Genomic DNA, 18,099 nt, shown 5'->3' with positions numbered 1-18,099 from the left:
GGATCTACTTCTTCAAGGCGTCCTTAACGGCTTGAGTCGCATCGTTGATGATCGGGGCGGCGTCTTCTTTGATCTGCTTCCCAGTCTGCTTCATCAGGGAACGCTCGGAAGCTAGGGTGCCGTCTGGTGTCTGCGTGATCTGGGCTTTTCGGTCGAATCCTCCCTGATCGGCCGAAGTGCTTGCCCGGATGCGCTGACCCTCCTGATGAATCGTGCTGCGCACCGATGAAGGCGAACCCGCCATCGGCGCGGGGGGCGCTGCGCCGCCACCGAACCGGCGCACGTCACCTTGATTCGATTGGTGGCGCCCTGTGAGGTCGGGTGCAAGTGCCGGATCGCCGGAGTTCCGCAGGTGATGGGCCTGAAGGTCGCCAAAGGTCGTTGGCACCGCCGTGCCGTCCGAGAACACGCTATGCGGGCGCAGGGATTGTCGGGCCAGTTCCGCTTCCATCAGCACGTGCGCGGAGGCGCTGTTGCCGCCGTACTGCTCGGCGTAGCGGGTGAACATGGCGAGGTTGTGCGGGTCCTGGGCGATGTCGATAGAGATCGTCTCGCCCCGTTCGTACGCTGTCGAGACGCGCTCCGCGAAGGCGCTTCGCTCCGCGAGGCTTGCGTCGGCACGCTCCGAGCGTGTAGCGGTCGAAGACAGGCGTGAGGCGAGGTCCTGGGCTTCACGTGCATCGCTCGCTATGACGTTCATGAAGCTCCTGTCCTGCGATGCTCGGTCGCCGAACTGCTTGAACTCGGCAAGTTGTTCACTCGTCATGGAGGCAAGAGCCTGCTGCTCTGCCTTGGACAAACCCGATGCATAGGCCTTCTCAGCTGTTGCGTTGCCTTGTAGACCGAAGAGGGGGGTGTTGACGCCAAGTCGGCCAGAGACCCCCAGCGCTATTCGCGCGACCTGCGCCTGTGTCAGGCCCGTGGTGTCCGAGACGCTCCTGCTAATCTGGTCCAGCCGATTGAGCGTCTCGCCGAACTGCTCGAAGCTGCTCGACGTGGAGCCGCTGCTGCTGCGCGACGACCGCAACTTGGCCACGCCTTTCGTGAATGCCTCCGCCAGCACGGACGAGCGCTCGCTGCTGGCTGCCACAGCCTCGCTGCGCGCGGCATCCACCTGCCGACTGGCGTCCTGCACGTCCTGTTCGGACACCCGCATCGACACGACCCGCGATGCGTAGCCCTGGTTGCGCAGCAGGCTCACCGCCGTCCTGCCCGTGAGCGCGTTCGCCGAGAAGGTGTTGCCGCTCAGGTCGTGCTGCCAGCTCCCCATGAATGCCGAGGTACGGTTCGGCGCGAGCTGCATCTGGTCCATGGAGACGTTGCCCAGCGACGTATTGCCGACGGTGACCGCCGAAGTCGAGCCCGACAGCATGGCCTGCAAGCCTGACAGCCCGCCCACCAGCGCCGTGCCGAAGTTCTCCATCCTTTTCAGTGCGGCCCAGGCTACAAAGGGAATGCTAATGGCGAGATACCCCACGATCGCCTCACCCGAGAGCGCGCGGGAATAGATCACCGAGGCCGTCTGCAGCGCCAGCGCCTTCGTGCCGGTGCCCAGGTCCGCCGCGGCTGCCAGGTCGTAGGCCGCGTAGATCGAGGCCATGTAGTTGAGGATGGCGTACAGCGGAGGCCAGAGCTGGATCCAGATCAGGATCGACGCATACCCCTTGAACGCCATCATCGTCTCGCGGCCGCTGGTGAGCAGCAGCAGGAGCACGAACAGCGGGAACATTGCGTAGGTGACCGCTTCGATCACGTTGCGGAAGACGGGCAGCGCCTGCTCGGCCACCTTGCCGTAGTTCAGCCATGAAGCGTTCATCTGAGCCACGGCCTGGGCCCGCCCCACGGCCAGCACCATGGAGGCCGGGTCGTTGACCTTCTGCCCGACGATCTTGCCGGTGTCCTCCAGCGCGTTGAGCATCGCGTTTTGCCGGATGATGTCCGCGGCAGTGGCCGATGCGTTGGCGATGCTGTTCTTGAGGTAGGCCTGCTGGATCTGGCCTGCGATCGCGGCTGCCGCCGCGGTGCCGGGCAGCGTCGGGTTAAGCTGGAAGGCCAGGCGCCTCTGGATGCGCTGCAACTGTGCCGGCAGCCGACCATTGAGGCTCTGGTACACGTTCGGGCAGGTGTCCACGCCCACGGCTCCGCCTGCGCCCGTGAGCGTGCTGAATCGCGCAGGGTTGGGTGAGGCCATCAGCGGCCAGACATCGTTGGAGGCGGAGAATGTGGCCGGATCGAGCGAGCCGTCGATCAGGTCGTACATCGCGCAGTTGTGAATGAAGTTCACGAGGTCCGTGCGGAAGGCGGGATCCTGGAACACCACGTTGCCGGTCTCCCTGACGAGGCGGTTGCCGAACATCAAACCGTTCTGCTGGTAGGAGAGCTCCGAAGGCAAGGCCCCCGCTCCAGGGATCACCTGGAAGGCGGTCTCGAATAGCCCGGTGAGCGTGTGTCCGATGGTGCTGGTCAGGCTGCCCAGCAGCGCCACCCCGAAGGGCACGTTGTCCACGACCTTGACCGGCGAGCCGCCGGTCTTGTCGACGATGCCCACGGTGACCTTGGGCACAATCAGGATGCCGAAGACCAGCACCACGGAGGCGAGCCACTTCCAGCCTTGGAGCTTTTCAGGGGCAAACGCGTAGGCGATGAGCGCGGCGACGAAGCCGCAGAAGGCCACCGCCGCGACGGCTGAGGCGTAGTCGCCGGAGGCGTGAATCGCGGCGGACGCGTTGAATACTCCGAACAGGCTGTCCGCGTTCTGGTAGGCGTAGATCTCCCACATGGTCGTGCCCTACCATCGGCGTCAACGCGACAGGTGGGCCGCCTGCTGGCCCAGCATGTCCATCACATGCTGGGGCATGCTCGAGCGCAACTGGCGCTCCAACTGCTCCAGGTGGCTGGCGACGGCGCGGTAGGAACCGACCTTCGCATACAGGAGGTTCTTCTCCTGGGAGATCTGCAGCAGGATGGCCTGGGCGCGCTGGCGGATCTGGTTGGCCTGGTCGCGCTGCGTCTGCTGCAGCGTGTAGTCCTTCGCCAGGGCCGCCATGCCCAGGCGCAGGTTCCTTTCGAGAAAGACGTGGGCGTAGTCCGCCGCGATCACGTCGCGGTACTGGCCGATCAGGCTGTCGGCCAGACCCGAGCCCGGGATGCTGGTGCCCACCGAGAGCATCTTGTAGACCGGCTCGGTGGTCTGGTTGACGAAGCCGACCTCGGCGGAATTGTTGGGGATGGCCGTGCGGGTGGCGATGCGGTCGGCGATCGAGCGCATCATGGTCTCCACGCGCGCCGTGAAGGGCACGTGGTCGTAGGCGGTGTTGGTCGAGACGACGTCGCAGGTCGAATAGTCGTTGCAGCGCAGCAGGTGCTGGATGACGTTGTTGCCCGATCCGGCGGCCTGGCCGTAGAGCAACTGGCTGATCGACGTCAGGGTCGGTGCGATCGGCTCCGGGTCGCGTCCCGATTCCTCGGGGTAATAGATGACGGTGCCGACCATGCTCATGATCAATTCACGCCCTGCGTCGTCGAGGGAGGAGCCGGTGTACTGCAGCGCCTTCCAGGTCAGGTTGCCCACGAAAGGCGCCTTGTTGCGCACATTGGCATCGCCCGATGAGCGGGCAGAAGACAGGATGCTGGGCCGGTCGGTCGAGCAACGGCGGCGGGCAGCGTCGCGGTCGCTCTCAAGGCCCATCTCCATCGCCAGGTCCGAGCAGGTTTCCTGCGAGCTGTAGCCCACAGCCTCGGCCGCGCTGCTGACGATCGCCTTCGCGGTCTCGCAAGAATTGATGCGGGCATTGTTGATCCAGGTCTCCAGCCCCTTCGCCCACTTGGTCAGGCCCCCGAGGAGTGGGGACACGGCCTCGAGCGCGAGCTGGAACGCAATGCCGGGCAGCGCGGCCGTGATGTTGCGCAAGAGGTTTTTGAACTCCTGTGCGGAGATGTGCGAGAACGAGCCGCCGAACACGTCGATCCCGCCGCAGCCCGCCTTCACGCTCGGAAACTGGATCGCCGCGAGCTGATAGACCTTGTTGGGCGATCGCATCATGAGCGAGCCGCCGGTGTAGGTGTTGTAGGTCTGCCCGCGAAATGCTCCCGGTGCGGTGTAGTTGCCGATGGCGCCCAGGTTGTTGAACATGTCATTGACCTCGCTGTTGAGGTCGGCGCGGGCGGGCAGCGTGGCGGATAGCACGACCAGGGCCGCGGCCAGCGCGACGGCCTTGCGAGCACGGACAGGGCGGGAGGGACGGGACATGGAAACCTCCTAGGGCAGGGCCAGGTGCTGGGTCGCGCCGGGCAGCATGGCCTCGCCGGTGGGCGAGGAGACGATGGCGATGCGCTCGAGCAGCTGCGACTCGGAGAGCACGCCGGATCCGATCGGGGTGATCTTTCCGGTGGTGGGCTGGGCCAGGAAAACGGCCGGCACCTGGGTCACCTGCAGAGCCGTGGCGATGCCGTTGTCGGGGCGGGCGCGCGGGAAGCCCGGCATCGGGCCGCCGTCCACGCTCACGGGTACGACCTGGATGCCGTGGCGCGCCTCGAATGCCTGCAGGGTGGGCGCGAAGGCGTGGCAGTAGGGGCAGTCGCTGCGATAGAAGAAGATGAGCACGTGGTCGCGGCCCAGCTCGGCGACCGAGGCGGAGCGGTCGGTCCGCTGCTGGCGCTCGAAGACCTCCAGCGCCTGGGCGTTGACGGGCCGGCCCTGCAATGTCGGATCAAGCTCGGGCGTGGCCCAGGCCACGCGCTGCGCCACGTCGGCGAAGTAGGAGGCGCGGTTCACCACCTGCATCTCCAGCTCCATGTAGCGCCGCACGTTGGACTCGGTCGGTCGCATGATCGCGATGTTGCGCAGGTCTTCGAGGGACTTTTGCAGCCGCTCGAATTCCACCAGCTCGGGCGGGCGGGGCGGATCTGCCGGTTTGGTTGGCCTTGCCGGGACGGCCTGCGCGCGTGGCGGCGCGGGCTCCTCCAGCGGAGGGTCTTCGTAGAAGTGCCAGCCGCGCCAGCGGTCGGACCAGTAGGGGCGGGGCTCGACCTGCCCAGCGGCAGGGGCTGCTTCCTGGGCCGCGGCCGTGACCAGCGCCATTGCCAGTGCCAGGATCGGCAACAACCGCAGGTACGCGTAAGTGGGGCAGCTCATCATGGCGTCCTCACAGCAGCGACTTCGGCGGCAGGCCGTCGAGGCAGTAGTTGATACCGAATTCGATGGTCTGCTTGCGCGGCACCGCAACGTCGGGCAGCTTTAAGCCCGCCTGCCAGAAGAGCACCTTGAGTCGGCTGCAGCCCGTCTCCCGGTAGCGCTTCACGGTGGACACATCGATATAGATCGGCGAGGTGGCCTGGAAATGCCGGGTGATCGCATCCGCCACTTTGCCGATGAGTACGCCGTGGGCTGCCCCGTCCGTGGACTGCAAGGCCGCCAGCAGGACGGGCCGTGCATCGGTCACGGGCGTGCGGATCGGCTCGGCATGCGCTCGCGTGGCGAGAAGGAGGATCAGGACGATACCTGCGAAGCGGGATCTGGCGCGGGTGGCGGTATTCTTCATTGGCATCTTCCTTCGCCGTAGTAGCAGTTGCTCGCGCGACCGACGGCGCCGCCTTGCATCGCTCCTGCGCTAGGCAGGTTTGGCACGATCGACGCGTAGAACTCGGTGAGATCCATCTGCGCGAAGTTCAGGCTCTGCAACTGCGCGATCGTGAAGCCCGAACAGTCCGGCGCTTCGGCCGTGCCCCACCACTTCGCGACCTGCAGCCGACCCTGCTCATTGATGATCCTGGCCAGGGCCGAGTTGAAGCAGCACTTGGTCGTGGTGTGCGTGATGCAGGAGACGCATTTGCCCAGGATGCGGATGCAGGATGAGCAGTAGGTGCCGACCGTATGGCACAGCCGTGCGCCTTCCTTCATCGCCAGCTTGCCTTCCTCTTCGTCGCAGGAGATCGCAGACATCACCACGTAGATGACGATCGCGATGACCAGGCTCCATGGGTCGAAGGCCACCACCACGCTCTCTCCGGCATAGAGCACCGACGAGCCGGCAGGCAGGGCCGTGCCATTGATAGCCACCGTGACGCCATAGGTGGTAAAGCTGCCTGAGAATCCGCCGCTCATCAGCAGCGCCTGCATTCCGTGGTAGAGGAAGTCGCGGTTGCCGGAATTCATCAACACATCGAAAACCAGTCGCGAACCCACCCCGAATAGACTCTGGTTGCTCATGCCCCGGCCCGAGGCGTCCGACATGCAGCAGTTGTTGAGCAGGCGGTCGCGGCAGCGGTTGGCTTCGCCCCGGAATACCTGGAGGTTGTCCGTATCGAGGTAGACCCCTGCCTCGCGTCCCGCTTCCAGGAAGGACATGGCCCTCGCGAAGTCGGCGTCGTTGGTGTACGTGGTATTGAAGCAGCTGCCCGCGATGCAGAAGACGTCGATCGGGCAGTTGCGCGCCGTCACCGCCGAGCCCGGGGCCACCGGGCAGCTGTAGGTGTTCTCCGCGATTTCGCAGGTGCCCGTGGCCGGGTTCATCTGGCGGCAGACGGTTCCCGATGGCGTGCAGCCTGCCGCGGCCAGTGGCGCGCACTCGTCGGTGGGCGTCCCGTACTGGCAGGAGAGCGAGGTCTCGTAGCGCCAGCACGCGCGTGTGACCGAAGCCCCGTCGATCACCTTGGTGGCCGGCCCGTCGGCGCAGCGCGCCGCGCCGGTGACGGCGCAGCGGCCGTCGCTGTCGAGTGCGGGGCACTGCTCATCCCATTGGTCCGACTCGGTCACCGTGGTGTGGGGCCGCTCGAAGCTCAGCGTCATCTGCGAGATCGGGCCGTACAACGCGTTCAGCCGGAAGCCCACGATGGGGCGGTTGCTGCCAAACCGCCAGTAAGAGGCCGAATAGGTGCCCGTGACGTCCTGGCCCGGCGCGTCGTTCGGGTCGGTGCTGGGGGCATAGCAGCGGCCCTCGTCGAGGTAGGTGGTCTGGATGTCGCCGGCATCACCGCCCGAGCCGGTCGTGTGCGCGATGCGGTCGCCGCTCTGCGTGCCCGAAGGGCAGGCGCCATACACCTCCAGGAACGGCCGCTCGTTGGTGCAATTCATGTCCCCCGAGTCGCCCCCGCCGCCCGTGCAGACCTGGCGGTACTCCTGCGCGATGAAGCCGGTCAGCCGGCAGGCATCGCCATCACAGCGGTTGTTGACGACCCAGACACCGTTCTGGCCGCCCGGCGGCCAGGCGGGGTTGGGCAAGGGGGCCACCATCTGCGGGAACACCAGTCCCGAGCCCACATCGACGTCGAAGAAGACCACCGGCACACCGGCGCTGGTCACCCGGAAGCGCTGGCCCGAGGCCGGCTGGTCGGGCTTGCACTGCACGCCCAGTGCGACGCTGCCGGAGGCCGCCTGGGCGAACCACTCGCCCGGCGGGCAACTGCTGGTGCGCGAGATCGATACCGACAGCGTGCGGGCGCACGACTGGGCAGTCGCGCCGCTGTACTGCCGGCACACGCGGGTCTCCGTCGCGGGCGTGGCCACGGTCTCCACCTGGCAGCCGCTGTAGTAGCTCGCGATGTCCTCCAGGGCCGTCGAGGGGTTGGCCGCCACGCGGCGCGCGTCGAGGACAGCCGGGTCGTAGGGCGAGACGGGCTCGCGCGGTGTGTTGGCCGAGGCCCGCGCGCCCAGCAGCGCCTGGCACACAGGATCGTTCGGGGTGGTCGCGCAGGCCGCGAGCCGGGCGCTGGTCTGGCCCGAGAGGTTGGGCTGGCCGTAGTAGCCGCGCTCGGGCGGCGTCGTGGTGTAGCCCGGCACCACCGCCGATGCGTCGGGGGCGTTGATCGTACCGCGGATCACCGGGTTGGCGGCCTGGCCCGCGGCTGTGCCCTCGGCATGCGGACCGGTTTGCGCGACCGTCTGCGTCGTGACGAAGCAGGCCAGCGTGAGCCAGACCACGGCACGGCGCAGGAGGAGGACGAGGGCGGGGCGCATGGCGGGCTCCTACTCCTTCAGCCGTTGCAGGAAACCCGCGGCATCGCCCTGGAACGCCGGGGCGGTGCGCACCATGTGCTCCAGCGCGTAGTCCAGGCTCACGTCGCCCGCCGTGCGCAGGAAGGCCTCGGGTGGCGCGCAGGTACCGCTGGCGCAGGACACCGGCCGCGTGCCGTCGCGCACGAGCACGAAACTGGGCACGCGCACGATGGAAAAACGGTCGAATGCCGGGGGGTCGATCTGCACCGCCACCTGGCGCGTACCGATGAGCGGCTGCAGTTGCGCCACGGTCTCGCGCAGCGATCCCTTGACGAGGCCGCGTAGGATGACCGAGGCGCGGGCGCGCGCGGCCTGATCGATCAGGCGCTGCAGGGCGGGCCGTGGCATCGACAGGCTCACGAAGACGAACAGGCCCGGCCCGCGCGCCAGCCCTTCGGCGGCCTGCATCGCGTCGACCTGCGAGGCGTAGCCTCGCGCCAGCGCTTCGAGGTCTATCGGCGTGCGCGTCGCCGGCTGGGGCAGGGCCTCGATGGCCGGCGCCGACGGCACGGGTGCCGCTTTCAGCTCGGCCTCGCCCGGCTCGCGATGCCTGCGCCGCGCCTGCTCGATGTCCTGCTCGGTGACGGTGGGCTGCTCGCGGCCCACGCGCTCGAGGTCGGCCTCGGTGATGTCGGGTCCGGCGGCCGTTGCCGCCGTCGCGTGCAGCGCCAGCGCCAAGGCCGAGGCGATCCGGTGTCGCGAGAGAAGGTCAGTAGCCCACACAGCAGTTCCTCTTTCTGAACAAGATGAAGCTGAAGTCCTCGCCTCGTACCGGGTACTCCTTGCCAGCGCTCCAGGTGACGGTCTGGCGGCCGAAAGGCCGGCAGCACTTGCCGGTTTCCTTTGACGTGGCCGGGATTGGATGGGTGAGCTGGGTCTTGTAGGCGGCCTTGTCCATGACGGGCAGGAAGTACGGTCCGCACAGGCCGGGTGTGCCGTGCCAGCCCCAGGCGATCAGCTCGCGGTGCATCTTGGCCGTCAGCCGCTGTGCCATCAGCGCGGCGGTGCGCACGCCGCCCAAGTGGTACGGAACATGGCCGTTCATGGGATAAAGGCCGCCCTGGCAGCCGGCGCACCAGAACATCTCCCGGATCCCGAAGCCAAGCGAGGCCGCCACGCAGTCGGCAGCGCAGGCCGCGATGGCCACCGGATTGGCGAACAGCACGGCGTCCGGGTTGATGATCAGCGTGAGTTCGTCGTCGGCCCAGAGCGGGTCGACCTCCGTGAGGTAGGCCAGGTCGAAGCTGCCCTTTTCCAGGCAGGGGAAATCGGTGACCACCTCCAGGTAGTAGAGGACGGGGTTCACGTAGAAATGGGCCTGGTAGAAACTGCCACCATCGCCATCGCCCTCGGACCGTGTGAATCGCGCGGCCTCGGGTGCCGGGATGCCGGGATTGAGGTCGATGCCGCCGAGCGAGGTCAGGCAGAAGGGCTTGCGCACGGCCTCGACGTGCCGGGCCGGCTCCCAGAAGCCGACCGACAGGCCGATCACCGGGTTGACGCCGCAGGTGCACAGCGGGCTGCCGGGGTTTTCGATGTCTTCCTGCGAACCGAAGTCGCCGATGCGGGCGCTGCCGATGCTCAGCGGCAGGATGCAGCTCCAGCAGATGTCCGTGATGGGGTTGGGGAACTTGCCGGTGCAGGTGGTCGCGCCTGCGGCAGCGCCGCCTGCAGCCAGGGCCAGTCCGGACAGCCATCGGAGCAAGGAGGTGAACCAGGGGCGCTTCATTGCGTCACCTCCATTTCGTCGATGCGCAGCCGCTTGCCCTCCTGCGAGACGAGGGCGGGCACCTGTGTGATGCCCAGGCGCCGCGTGAGCATCCCCTGCTGGTCGTAGTAGACGGGGACGCGCCAGGACTTCATGAGATCCAGGTAGGAGCCGCCGGTCAGGATCGGCTTCACCTTGCCCTGGTAGTGCGTCATCAGCTCGCGTGCGCGGCGGACTTGGCGGCTGTCGCGTGCGTCGAAGAACAGCAGGTGGCGCGAGAGGGACACGATGTCCAGCGGATTGGCCTTTGTGCCCGCGGCGAACAGCAGCTCGCCCTGGGCGCCCAGGAGGTTGCGGTCGAGCGTGTAAGTGGGGTTGAAGTAAAAGGTGCGCGGCGTGGCGGTGGTCCGCACGCTGGCTACCGGCACGGGATTCCTGACGATGTCGGTGCCGCGGGCGCGCGCCTCTTGCTCGATGCGGGCCAGTTCGCCCGAGCGTTCCTTGTCCCGCAGGCGCTCCTCGATCATGCGAAGAAGGTGGGGCTCGGCGATCTCGTAGGTCGGCCCCAGGGTGCCGAGGTCGGTGGCGAGCGTGGGCAGGCCGGTCCCGGCCAGCAGGGCGATGGCGAAAGAGGCGGTGCGCTTCATCGCGCAGCTCCCCGCGGGCACGGGATCTGTGCGATCCACCGGTCCCGCGCCGCCTTGTTTTGCTGGTGGGCGGCGCGAATCAGCCCCATCAGCGCCGGGTGGCCGTCACCCTCGGACAGGGCCTGCCGCAGCTCGGTCGTGGTCGGCGCGCGGCCGCAGCGCAGTTGCGCGGCGGCGAGGTAGGTGCGGGCTCCCTGCTCGGCGGCCGGGGCGATCTGCCGCAGCAGGCCGAGGTAGTCGGCCAGCGGCATGTCATCGGCGGGCGCGGCCGTGGAAGGCGTGCTCACCGGACCGAAGGCCGGGCTGGTCTGCGCCCGCCCGGGATTCGAGGCCGCCGCCAGAATAGCCAGCAGGAGGCCGAGGCTGGCGCCCACGCGGGGGGCGATGCTGGATTTACGGGGCATGGTCCGACTCCTCAGAAGATCGGCTGGACGATGCCCAGCACCTGCCCATCGCGCACCAGTCCGCTCTCGGCATAGCGCGAGTCGAAGCTGTGGAGCCCGATGCCCTGGACGTAGTAGTGGCCCGGCGGGATCACCACCGGGGCGATGGGCGCGAGCGGATGGCCGTCGTAGGCGTGGGTCTTGGCCCGGCCCACGGCTTCGCCGTTGACGAAGACCGTGCGGTCCGAGACCGTGACCACATCGCCGGGAACGCCGCGCACCCGCTTGAAGAAAGGCTGGCCGCGCAGGCCGCGGTAGTGCGCCTGTGCCTCGCCAGCAAAGGCGAAGACGATCAGGTCGCCGCGCCGCACGGGCCTCTGCTGGAACTGCATCAGCGCCACGTGGTACGGCAGGCTTGGTGTCCAGTTCACGAGCAGCGGCACGCGCGGCGTTGGGTCGACGAACAGGCGCACGTAGGCGAAGCCCCAGATCGCGAGTACCGGCAGGTACAGGTACCAGCGCCGCCGCATGTGGCGCAGGAACTCCGCGAAGGATCGGACGTGGAGGCGCCACCAGCCAGACGCCTGGATGGCCGCATTGGTGGAGACGGGTTCGGTCATGGATGGTCTACCTTTCTGCGTAGCACCGGCGTGAGATCGCGGCTGTTCGGCGCACCGGCGATCGCGCTCTTGATCACCACCAGGCAGCCGCACTCGCGCGGCAGTTCCTCCAGCGCCGCGGGCAGGCGCTGCGAGAAGCGGCGAGCCAGTGCGAGCGCCTGTTCGCGTTCGGCCTCGGTGCCGGTGCCGGTGCTTGTGAGCATCTGCGTGAACTCGGCTTCCTTGGCGCGGTAGACCTCCGACAGGTCCACCACGCCGACGACGAGCGTGGGCCGCAGCACCCAGCGGTCGTAGGCCGCGATGCCGGCAGCGGCGAGTAGCGCGGCGACGAGCGCATGCAGCAGGAGCGCCCTCATAGCGCGTACCCCCGCTGCCGCAGCAGCTCGGTGATGGCCTCGTCGATCGACAGGCCCTGGGCGCGCAGTTCGTCAATCGGGGCGTTGTCCTCCAGCTTGTTGGAGAACAGCAGATGGGTCGCCGGGTCGAGGATGTTGCGGGCGACACCCTCGCCGACGGGCGAGGAAATGTAGAGTTCGGAAAAAGCGCCGGCCTCGGTGCGCAGCGAGTTGAGCAGTCGCTTCTTCGGCTCGTCCATGGACAGGCGCCCCTTGCGGTCGAGCATCTCGATGGATTCGGGCTTCTGCCGCAGCAGGAACACCCAGTCGGAACAGTTGAACGCCGCTTCCATCTGGGCGCTGCCGTAGTAGTCGTCGGCGCTTTGGGTAGCAGTGCCGAGCGCGCCCCCGTACTTGCGCGCACGGCGTGCTGCCTCCTCCACCACGGCCGCCTTGACGGGATCGTCGGCGCCGATGTCCCCCAACTGCTGTTTCAGCTCGTCGATGAAAAGCACCTTGCGCCGGTTGCGCGTGAGGTACATCTCCCCGGTGATCTGGTGCAACAGAAGGATGTTGACCACCGCGTGCAGGTCGGGCCGGCGCTTGAGTTCCTCATTCTCGACGACTATGAAATCGTTGCTGAAATCGACGTTGGACCGGCCCTCGAAGAAGCGCTCGTACTGCCCACCCTTGGCGTAAGGGTTGAGCATGATCGCCAGGTCCCGTATGCGCTGGTCACCGTTGACGCCAAGTTCCTCGATGGTCCCGGTCTTGAAGGCGTCGCGCACGCCGGTGATCGTGAGGTCCGGGCCATGTTCGCGCCAGAGCTTGAGCACCATGGCGGAGATGGCCTTGTACTGCACCTCCTCCAGCGTATGCTGCATCGAGCACATCTTGGCGATGCCCGGCACGAGCATGTCGATGTCTTCGTTGATGTCGCGCACGATCGTGAACGGGTTCAGGCAGATGTTGGAATCCGCGCGGAACTCGATGTAGGTGCCCTGCGCTTTCCTGCAGAGCTTCTCGAAGCTGCGGCCCAGGTCCAGCATCCAGACCTTCGCGCCGATCGCGCGGTAGGACCAGGCCAGCTCGTTCATCAGCACCGATTTGCCGCTGCCGGGGGCGCCGATGATGGCGAAGTTGTAGTTCCCGAGATCGTTGTCGTAGAGGTCGAGCGTCATGACCTGGCCGCGACGGCCGCCGAAGACCAGCGCCGGCGTGCGCGTGCCGCGCCACTCCGCAATGAGCGGCGCCATGTGGATCGCGTTCGACATGGTCTTGCGCGTGACGCGGCGCATCTTGCCCAGGTCCTTGTGCATCCTCGGCGTCAGCGTCATGGGCAGGCTCGCGAGCAAGGCCTGCCTGTGCATGTAGGCGTCGGAATTGAGCTGAAAACCCCGTGCGCGCCAGATCGCGTTGGCGGCCTCGTGCGCCGAGGCGGACTTGTCCGGGTGGGTGAAGATCGCGAGCTGGTGGTACAGACTGACGAGGCTGCCGCCGGTGTCGATGGCGTTCGCCGCGGCGGACCAGTCGTCGAGCTTCTTCCTCACATCCGGCATCACATCCGCCATCTTGCTTTTGGCGTTCTGGGTGGCGCGCACGTGGTTCGCGGTGACGACGGACTTGGTGGCGTTGGGGTCCAGGATGTGCACGCCCAGCGTGATGAGGAAGGGCGCGCTGTACTGCAGCGCCGGCTGCATGAGGTCGCCGATCAGCGAGCCCATCTGCCATAACGCGAATTTCTCCGGGAAACTCTTGATCGAGTAGAAGCGCGCTTCCAGCACCTCGGCGCTGGTTTCCTTCCATAGGGTGATGCCGGAGGGATGCGGATCCTGGATGGTGTCGAAGTCCACGATCTGGTCCCGAATCTCCCGGCCATCGTCGTAGTGCAGCCACCGATCGTCATCGAACTGCAGGTCTTCCGCGTCCGAGTGCGCGATCCGGTCGGGGTTCGTGAAGAGGGCGCACCAGTTGATGAGGTCGGCCGCGTCGCACACGCGGTTGGGCAGCATGGCCGCGCGCAGCGTGGCGGCCATCGAGTCGCGCAGCGTCAGCAGCGCCTCGCGGCTGTTCAGATCCGCCGCATCGCCGGGGAAGGACACGCTCAGCATCAGCCGGAAGTCCCGCAAGGTGTAGTGGAAGCCCGCGGTGAGCGAGGTCTGCGTGCCGCGCAGCAGGTGCTGCACGCGCTGTCGAGCGAGCTTGCGGAACAGGTTCTCGTTGGGCACGGGCCGCCCGAAGGGGCGGGCCTTCTCGGCCTGGTCCTCGTCTTCCACGCGCAGGTTGGTGTACTGGCGCAACTGGTGGCGGATGTGCGGCGAGGCGAACAAGTGGAACTGCAGGCCGGTGTCCGGCGGGCAGTTGGCGTAGAGCGAGACCAGCACCTCGGCCATGCGCTCGTCGGCGCCCGACTGCGGCATCACTTCCAGAAGGAAGCCCATGCCGTCGCGGTTCACGAAGAGCTTCTCTTCGGCGAGGTAGGCCGAGTAGGGCAGCCAGCCAGCGAACTGTTCGGCCGGTGTGTCCGCTGGCAGTGCGAAGGGGAACAGCGGTGCCGCGCGGAACTCGCCGGACGGGGCTTCGGTGGAGGGTATGCGCATGGTGGCCTCACTGCGGATGGGTGCCCAGGCCCGCCGGGGGCCGACTGAGCGAAGGGAAGGGATTGAGGGACGTGGGCCGCTGCACCGCGCCCTCGGAGGGGGCGGGCGCGTCGGTCTCGGTGGGTGCCTGGCCGGACGAGGATGGGGCGGGGGCCGCGGGCGGTGGGCGCAGCGGCGCGTACTGGTCGCGGATGCGCTGGCGGACGCGGTCGATCTGCCAGCGCCCGGTGTCCACCTGGACGTAGACGTAGCCCTGGTCCCACAGGTCGCCGTCGGCGTCCTCCCAGGGCTTGGTCCACAGCCGCAGGACACGGGCCTGGGAGCGCAGCGCCAGGGCGGGCGCGTCGCCGGTGCCTGCCAACGCATTCGCGGCTGTGGGAGCCGCGAGCGGCTGACGGGCCGGGGCCGGTGCGACGGGCACCGCGCTCCTCGACGGCGCCGCTGCATCGCCCGCGGCGGTGCCCGACGTCCGCTGGCTGGGAAGGTTCTCGTGCAGCGCGTTGGCGTAGGTGCCCGACACCGAGTCGCAGGCCACGCCCTCGGGCGCCGCGCAGGCGTATTTGGACCCGCCGCTGAGCCCAGACATGTTGACGCAGGCGGCCAGCGGCAAGAGCAGGGCCATGGCGCAGAGGCGCAGCGTTGTCGTGCTCATGGCCGTTTCCCCGTGCTGGCCGGCTTGGATGCGGACTTGGCGGCTTCGGCGAGCCGGGCCTCCAGCACCTGGCGGCCGACGTAGCCGTCGGTGCGCGTGCCGTCGGCCCAGATCAGCGTGGGTGTTCCCTGCACCCCGAGCCTGCGTGCCAGTTCGAGGTTGCGCGCGATCGGGTGCTCGCAGCTTGCAGTCGGCTGCTGCAGACTCGCGTCAGCTTGCAGCATCCATTGCCGCCAGGCGCGCTCGCGGTCGGCGGAGCACCAGATCGCGACCGGCCGGGCCTCGCCCTGGAAGGGCACGAGGAAGGTGTAGACAGTGACGTTGTCGATGCCAGCGACCTCGGGCTCCAGCTGCTTGCAGTAGATGCAGTTCGGATCGCTGAAGACCGCGACCTTGCGCTGGCCATTGCCGCGCACGGTCTTGATCGCGTCGTTCAGCGGCAACTGGTCGATCGAGACGGGTGCTGCCGACGTCGACTCCGACTGGAGTTGAGCACCTTGGGCAGCGCTACGCTGTGCGATCCTGGGGCCCGTGATGTCGCGCATGCTGGCCGTGTCGAAGAGGCGGCCGAACACGAAGAAGCGCGGGTTGGCGGCCGTGACGTAGGCCACGTTGCCGTTCATCCAGACCTCGTAGAGGCCCTCGACCTCGGTGCGTGCCACCTCGGTGAACTGGGTGCCGGGATGGGCCATGCGCAGCGCGCCGAGCAGGCGGGTTTCGTCGGGCGTCGTGGCTTGGCCGGGGGTGGCGGCGGCCAGCAGCACCGCGCACAGCGCCGCAGGGAGAAGCCTTGCGGCGAAACGAGGGCGCCGCGCGCGCACGGGGTCAGTAGTTGCCATCATCGGTGGCCTCCAGGTAGCGGGTTTCGTGGGAAGGGGAGCGGCGGGTGGCCTGCCCGGCCATGGCGGTCATCGGCACGTCGATGCGCACGCCCTTGGTGATCACCACGTCGATCTGCCGGCCGGCGTCGACCTCGATGACCGGAAAGGTGTTCTCGGCCAGCTTGATGTAGTACTGGGCCAGGCGGTCCAGGGCCTTGCCCACGCCTTGCCCGAGGCCCGCCCGGTAGGCGTCGGCATTGCCGTCCGCGCTCGCGATGGTCCCGAGGGCCGAGGTGCTGTAGGTGGTGTTGGCGGTAGACAGACCCTGCCCGATACCGCTGACCACCCCGGCCATGAGCGCATTCGCCAGCATCTGCCCCTGTTTGGTCACCAGCCTGCCGCGCATCCCGACTTTGCCGTCCTCGCCGTAGACGCTGCCCTGGATGCGCACTTCGAGCGTCGCGCCGTCGGCGCGCACGCACGACAGATTCTCGGTGCGCAGGTAGGCGCGCTCGGAGCTGATATCGCCGTAGCCGGCCGCGATGACGAAGCACTCGCGGTACTCGCCGCGGAACTGGTTGGGCAGGACGCTGTTGTCGGAGAGCCGGATCAGCACCGGGTGCGGATTCGATTGCGACTGACCGCCAGTGGGGGCGTCCAGGCCGCCGAGCAGGATGCCGCGCGTGAAGCTGACGGGCAGGAAGGTCGAGACCGTCTTGGGCGTGGTGGCCGACGCAGGTGGGCCGTCCCGCGCGGCTGTGCCATCGCCACCGGCGGGTGGACGCGCGCGCTCTGCCAGTGTTACCCGGGAGATCACGGGCGTCGGCGGTGCTGGCGGTGCGGGCGGCTGCAGGTGGGGCGGTCCGGCCGGTATCGCGCCCAAGCCGCTGGCGGTGGACGGCGGCGCTGGCGGCAGGCTGGCTGCGGGCGGCATGGCCGTGGGGCTCGGGTCCGGAGCTGTGGGCGTCGGTGGCGGCGGTGCGGCGGGCTTCGGCGCGGCTGCCTGCTGGCTCGCGGTCAGGCGCTGCTCCAGTTCGGCGAAACGCTGCATCGTTCTCCCCTCGAAGGCCTGCCGCTCCTTGTTGAGCCGGCTTTGTTCCTCGCGCTCGGTTTCGTACTGGGCCAGCTTCCGGCCCGCGGTACCGACCCACTGGTCCACCGGATTCACCTGGCCGCCGGGCGGCAGGACGCCGATGTTGGTGACGTCGCCGGGCCGCGTTGGGGCGGCCCGCCCGTGCGGCTGGTGGTTCGTGCCGGAGAAGCTGAAGATCAGCCACAGCAGGCCGATGCCGCCGCCCAGGACGGCGGCCAGCAGGGCGTACTGCCGCTGGCGCGGCGAGAGGCGATCCAGCAGCCCGCGCACGGCATAACCGGGCGGGCGCCCGCCCGGTGGCATGGAGGGCGTGCTCATCGCGTGCCTCCCCGCCGGATCACGTAGATGCTGGTGGTCTCGCCCGGCCGCAGGTTGTGGTGCTCGATCGCGATACCGGCGACCGCGCCGCCGGCACGGCTGTCCGGACGGTCGAACTCCTGCTCGGCGAGCACCATCGGGGCCGTGCCGACGTTCTGCAGCGTGTACTTTTCGCCGGTGAGCCCGCGGCCCTCGTACAGGCGCAGCAGCGTGAAGCGCGCCTCGGCCCAAAGCTGGATGGAACGCGATGTTTCTTCGACCCGGACATCCTGCGGCACGCGGTCCGAGGCCATCGCCACCAGCAGCGCCTTCATCGTGCGCACATGGTTGGGCGCGGGGCCGGACGGTGCTGCCTCGGGCGCGGCTGAGCGCAGTGCTCGCGGCGTCTTGTCGCGGATGACGATGGTGTCGGCCGGCGTGTCGGAGCGCCGCAGCAGCAGCGTGTAGGTGGCGCTGGCCGAAGACACGAAAAGGTTGATCGGCCGCGTCGCATCGCCGACCGGGCGGATGTAGACCTCGCCCTTGTCGCGGTCGCACTCGACGATGACGTCGCCGGCCGGGTTGACCGCGGAGGACGTCAGGGCGGCCGCCGTGACCAGGCCGGGCGTGGCGGAGGGCACCCCGGGGGATGCCGCAGCGGCCGGCAAGGGCGAGCCGCCGCAATGGCTCGAATGGATGTTGCCGAACACGTCCGTGATCGGCATGCCCTCGATGCGGATGCGGGTGGGCTCTTTCAGGGAAGCGGTGGCCTCGACGGCCACGCCGTCACTGGCCTCCACGACCTGCAGCGCATGCGCCTGCAGGCCGAAGGACAGGGCCGTGACGGCGAGGATGCGGCGTGCCGCCGGGGACAGGCTATCCCAGCGCTGGCGCGACGGTGCGCTGTGCAAGGGAGGCAGTTTCGCGAGCCTGGTCGGGGCGGGCCGGAG

The 18,099-nt window shown here is 68.1% G+C and carries 16 protein-coding genes; all 16 read right to left on the bottom strand.

Features of this window, described 5'->3' with window-relative positions; all coding sequences use genetic code 11:
• Positions 1–4 precede the first annotated feature (4 nt).
• From ALIDE2_RS14000 to ALIDE2_RS13925, 16 genes are read right to left on the bottom strand one after another with little or no spacing between them, the layout of a single operon-like run.
• Entirely contained in the window at positions 5–2,779 is a 2,775-nt protein-coding gene (locus tag ALIDE2_RS14000; protein WP_013722365.1) for a conjugal transfer protein TraG N-terminal domain-containing protein, read from the bottom strand.
• A gap of 21 nt (positions 2,780–2,800) precedes the next feature.
• On the bottom strand, positions 2,801–4,249 hold the full coding sequence (locus ALIDE2_RS13995) for a conjugal transfer protein TraH (protein ID WP_013722364.1): 1,449 nt from the start codon (positions 4,247–4,249) through the stop codon (positions 2,801–2,803).
• Positions 4,250–4,258: 9 nt separating this feature from the next.
• Complete coding sequence (traF, locus tag ALIDE2_RS13990; protein ID WP_013722363.1) at positions 4,259–5,137, bottom strand: conjugal transfer protein TraF; 879 nt, start codon at positions 5,135–5,137, stop codon at positions 4,259–4,261.
• Positions 5,138–5,144: 7 nt separating this feature from the next.
• Positions 5,145–5,540, bottom strand: a complete 396-nt coding sequence (locus ALIDE2_RS13985) for a hypothetical protein (RefSeq protein WP_013722362.1) — start codon at positions 5,538–5,540, stop codon at positions 5,145–5,147.
• Positions 5,537–7,954: a type-F conjugative transfer system mating-pair stabilization protein TraN gene (gene traN / locus ALIDE2_RS13980; RefSeq protein ID WP_013722361.1), complete on the bottom strand. Its 2,418-nt coding sequence runs from the start codon at positions 7,952–7,954 to the stop codon at positions 5,537–5,539. Before traN ends, ALIDE2_RS13985 begins: the two co-directional genes overlap by 4 nt.
• Positions 7,955–7,963: 9 nt before the next feature.
• Complete coding sequence (gene trbC, locus ALIDE2_RS13975; protein WP_013722360.1) at positions 7,964–8,716, bottom strand: type-F conjugative transfer system pilin assembly protein TrbC; 753 nt, start codon at positions 8,714–8,716, stop codon at positions 7,964–7,966.
• Positions 8,703–9,722, bottom strand: coding sequence for a TraU family protein (locus tag ALIDE2_RS13970; protein WP_013722359.1), 1,020 nt, complete (start codon positions 9,720–9,722; stop codon positions 8,703–8,705). The genes trbC and ALIDE2_RS13970 overlap by 14 nt, the downstream gene beginning before the upstream one ends.
• Entirely contained in the window at positions 9,719–10,348 is a 630-nt protein-coding gene (gene traW / locus ALIDE2_RS13965) for a type-F conjugative transfer system protein TraW (RefSeq protein ID WP_013722358.1), read from the bottom strand. Before traW ends, ALIDE2_RS13970 begins: the two co-directional genes overlap by 4 nt.
• Positions 10,345–10,752: a hypothetical protein gene (locus tag ALIDE2_RS13960; RefSeq protein ID WP_013722357.1), complete on the bottom strand. Its 408-nt coding sequence runs from the start codon at positions 10,750–10,752 to the stop codon at positions 10,345–10,347. The genes traW and ALIDE2_RS13960 overlap by 4 nt, the downstream gene beginning before the upstream one ends.
• 11 nt (positions 10,753–10,763) lie before the next feature.
• Positions 10,764–11,351 carry a conjugative transfer signal peptidase TraF gene (traF, locus tag ALIDE2_RS13955; protein ID WP_013722356.1) on the bottom strand — a complete coding sequence of 196 codons (588 nt, stop codon included), beginning with the start codon at positions 11,349–11,351 and terminating at the stop codon, positions 10,764–10,766.
• A complete protein-coding gene (locus ALIDE2_RS13950; RefSeq protein WP_013722355.1) occupies positions 11,348–11,707 on the bottom strand; it encodes a hypothetical protein in 360 nt (119 codons plus the stop codon). Before ALIDE2_RS13950 ends, traF (ALIDE2_RS13955) begins: the two co-directional genes overlap by 4 nt.
• Positions 11,704–14,286: a type IV secretion system protein TraC gene (traC, locus tag ALIDE2_RS13945; RefSeq protein ID WP_013722354.1), complete on the bottom strand. Its 2,583-nt coding sequence runs from the start codon at positions 14,284–14,286 to the stop codon at positions 11,704–11,706. The genes ALIDE2_RS13950 and traC overlap by 4 nt, the downstream gene beginning before the upstream one ends.
• Positions 14,287–14,293: 7 nt before the next feature.
• Positions 14,294–14,938: a TraV family lipoprotein gene (locus tag ALIDE2_RS13940; protein WP_013722353.1), complete on the bottom strand. Its 645-nt coding sequence runs from the start codon at positions 14,936–14,938 to the stop codon at positions 14,294–14,296.
• Positions 14,935–15,780, bottom strand: coding sequence for a DsbC family protein (locus ALIDE2_RS13935; protein ID WP_013722352.1), 846 nt, complete (start codon positions 15,778–15,780; stop codon positions 14,935–14,937). The genes ALIDE2_RS13940 and ALIDE2_RS13935 overlap by 4 nt, the downstream gene beginning before the upstream one ends.
• A complete protein-coding gene (locus tag ALIDE2_RS13930; RefSeq protein ID WP_013722351.1) occupies positions 15,764–17,170 on the bottom strand; it encodes a TraB/VirB10 family protein in 1,407 nt (468 codons plus the stop codon). The genes ALIDE2_RS13935 and ALIDE2_RS13930 overlap by 17 nt, the downstream gene beginning before the upstream one ends.
• Positions 17,167–18,060: a type-F conjugative transfer system secretin TraK gene (locus tag ALIDE2_RS13925; protein ID WP_238530021.1), complete on the bottom strand. Its 894-nt coding sequence runs from the start codon at positions 18,058–18,060 to the stop codon at positions 17,167–17,169. Before ALIDE2_RS13925 ends, ALIDE2_RS13930 begins: the two co-directional genes overlap by 4 nt.
• Between the last annotated feature and the right edge of the window lie 39 nt (positions 18,061–18,099).

It is taken from the genome of Alicycliphilus denitrificans K601, from assembly GCF_000204645.1.
In the GTDB taxonomy this organism is placed as follows: domain Bacteria; phylum Pseudomonadota; class Gammaproteobacteria; order Burkholderiales; family Burkholderiaceae_C; genus Alicycliphilus; species Alicycliphilus denitrificans.
This window is presented reverse-complemented; position numbering and strand designations above follow the sequence as displayed.